This is a genomic window from Pseudoalteromonas sp. MMG022 (genome assembly GCF_021654245.1).
GTDB lineage: Bacteria > Pseudomonadota > Gammaproteobacteria > Enterobacterales > Alteromonadaceae > Pseudoalteromonas > Pseudoalteromonas amylolytica.
The window spans coordinates 1-2,010 of record NZ_JAKFZQ010000045.1 but is presented as its reverse complement, the minus strand read 5'-3'; the positions used below and the strand labels follow the sequence as shown (position 1 = coordinate 2,010).

Below are 2,010 nucleotides of genomic sequence, written 5' to 3'. Positions count from 1 at the left end.
AGTCATCAAAGCTGCTTCATCGAGTAAAGCCTGTGATTTAAAACGCCCTTCCCAGAACCTGCCTGTACAGTTATCTTCTCTATTCGCTGCACGTGCTATGCCTTCATTTAACACCCGCATAAACCAGCTGATACTCGACAATCGATTGCGATATTCTGTAATCTCCTTGTTTAAAAAGAACCGTTGTCCTTCGTCTAAACGCTCTCCTTGCAGATATTTATGACTCAGAATAGAGCCTTTAAACAGTTTGTGCCAACGTATCAACACCGCTTTATCACTCAGCCTTTGTACTTTTTTATCATCCACATATAATACAACATGGGTATGGTTGCTCATCACTGCATAGGCGCAAACATCAATACAAAATACTTGGGCTAGAAAAAGTAAACGTTCTTCTACCCAGCCCCTTCGATGCTCATATGATTTACCCGTGAATTTATCTTCACCGCACAAAAATGCTCGGCGAACACACCGTGAAACACAATGATAATACCGCGTATCCGACAAACTGATTTGTCGCTTCCTTGCTAATCCCATCGTTCGCTCCTTGAACTTAGAATTTGATTTGAATTTTGAAGAAACTAAAGCTTAGACAAACCACCCCAACATTCAAGTTGGGATGGATGTCCTCTTAAATACATTTGGTTGAGCGCTATTCGTACTAGTCGGCTTACTCGCTAAACCACTCACAATCGAGTTACCAATCGCATTGCCAAAGGCATCGGCTAGCCTAAATGACTAGCCGATAAAATGCTTTCAATTTAGTCCTTTAGCTACTGTTGCATATATTTGAAAGCTTTCAATCACAAACCAACTACTTAATAAAATTCCAGCAAAAATCAACCAACCTCCAAGGCGATTTGTCTTTTCAGGTAATTCATCATATTGAGCTACAATTTTCTGTGACCCGTTATTATGATGGAAACAGAAATAATGAATTGAGACCAAGCTTATTATAATTAATACAACCGTGGGGTGTGCAGGATGACTTACAAACATTTTCGTGTTTGTAATATACCCAACAATATTTGCGACACCATTTAATAGCCATACTTCAACAACTCCAAGAACAGCTGAAGGGCGCCAATATTTAGCAATTCCCCCCCATCCTGATGAGAAAAAGCGGTAAAACTGGTAATAAATGTATGTATATAAATTAAAGCTTTTTCTCATTTTATTTACCACCAGTTCCATGTAAACGCCAATTAGGGCCTAATATAGCTTGGTTTCTCTCGGCTAAAGATCCAGAGTCTGACAGGGCCTGTGCTGCACCTCCCGGATAGAGTAACTCCGTAGCACCATACATAATTCCAAAAACAGGGTTATATTTGGCACTAAAAACTCCTATGCCAAGATTAACACTGGCTTTTGCTGGATGAACTTTGAAAGAATTCGGATCTGAATTGAAATAATAATTTCTAACACCAACCGCATCTATAGCTGTTCCAGCAATGAGTGCCGTGTCTCCAAGAACGTTAGCGACTTTACCAACATTATAAGTAGTAATCCCAGCTCGACTACCGCCGTTCCATCCACTCGCATAGTATTTAGGACTTACAACGCCCTGATAACCATTCGTTACCCTAAATGACCCCGGTATTGCAGTTGATATTGCTGCACCCACCCCAGTTCCAGTTGCTGTTCTGGACATAGAATCAAAAGGTGACTGGCTTTGCGCAATATTCAGCTCCGGTCCAAACACATACTCTTCACGCCATGGCCCCTGTGCATACGCTTGACTCATATCCTGCCAATCAATAGAACCTATCAACGAACTTTCTAGGTCAAACCCTTGTGGCACTCTACCCATTGTCGTGGTATTTCTATCAACCCAAGCTTGATTGTTAGCAATGAGTGATTGAGTGCGTTGCACGCTTTGTGCCTTCGTTGCTAAATCACTGTTTAACTGCTGCCTAATCATGTTTGAGTGATTAACCAAACGATTGAATCTATCAAACGATGTAATTGGGCGTGTCGCATTCTCAATTGAGTTTGCGGCGGTTGCTAAGT

General features: G+C 41.2%; 2 protein-coding genes and 1 pseudogene. All 3 read right to left on the bottom strand.

Going from position 1 to position 2,010, the window contains the following annotated elements; genetic code table 11:
• Window positions 1-537 (bottom strand): annotated as a pseudogene (locus L1070_RS20105) (transposase); the annotation flags it as partial.
• 219 nt (window positions 538-756) lie between these two features.
• The gene (locus tag L1070_RS20100; RefSeq protein WP_237126907.1) at window positions 757-1,194 is read right to left on the bottom strand and encodes a hypothetical protein; all 438 of its coding nucleotides are present in this window, start codon (window positions 1,192-1,194) and stop codon (window positions 757-759) included.
• Window positions 1,175-2,010 (bottom strand): hypothetical protein (locus L1070_RS20095; protein WP_237126906.1); only part of this gene is annotated, 836 nt, incomplete at its 5' end. The genes L1070_RS20100 and L1070_RS20095, both read right to left, overlap by 20 nt.

Coding starts and splice junctions, on each gene's coding strand:
- L1070_RS20100 (WP_237126907.1), bottom strand. CDS start 1,194: ATGGAACTGGTGGTAAATAAAATGAGAAAAAGCTTTAATTTATATACA.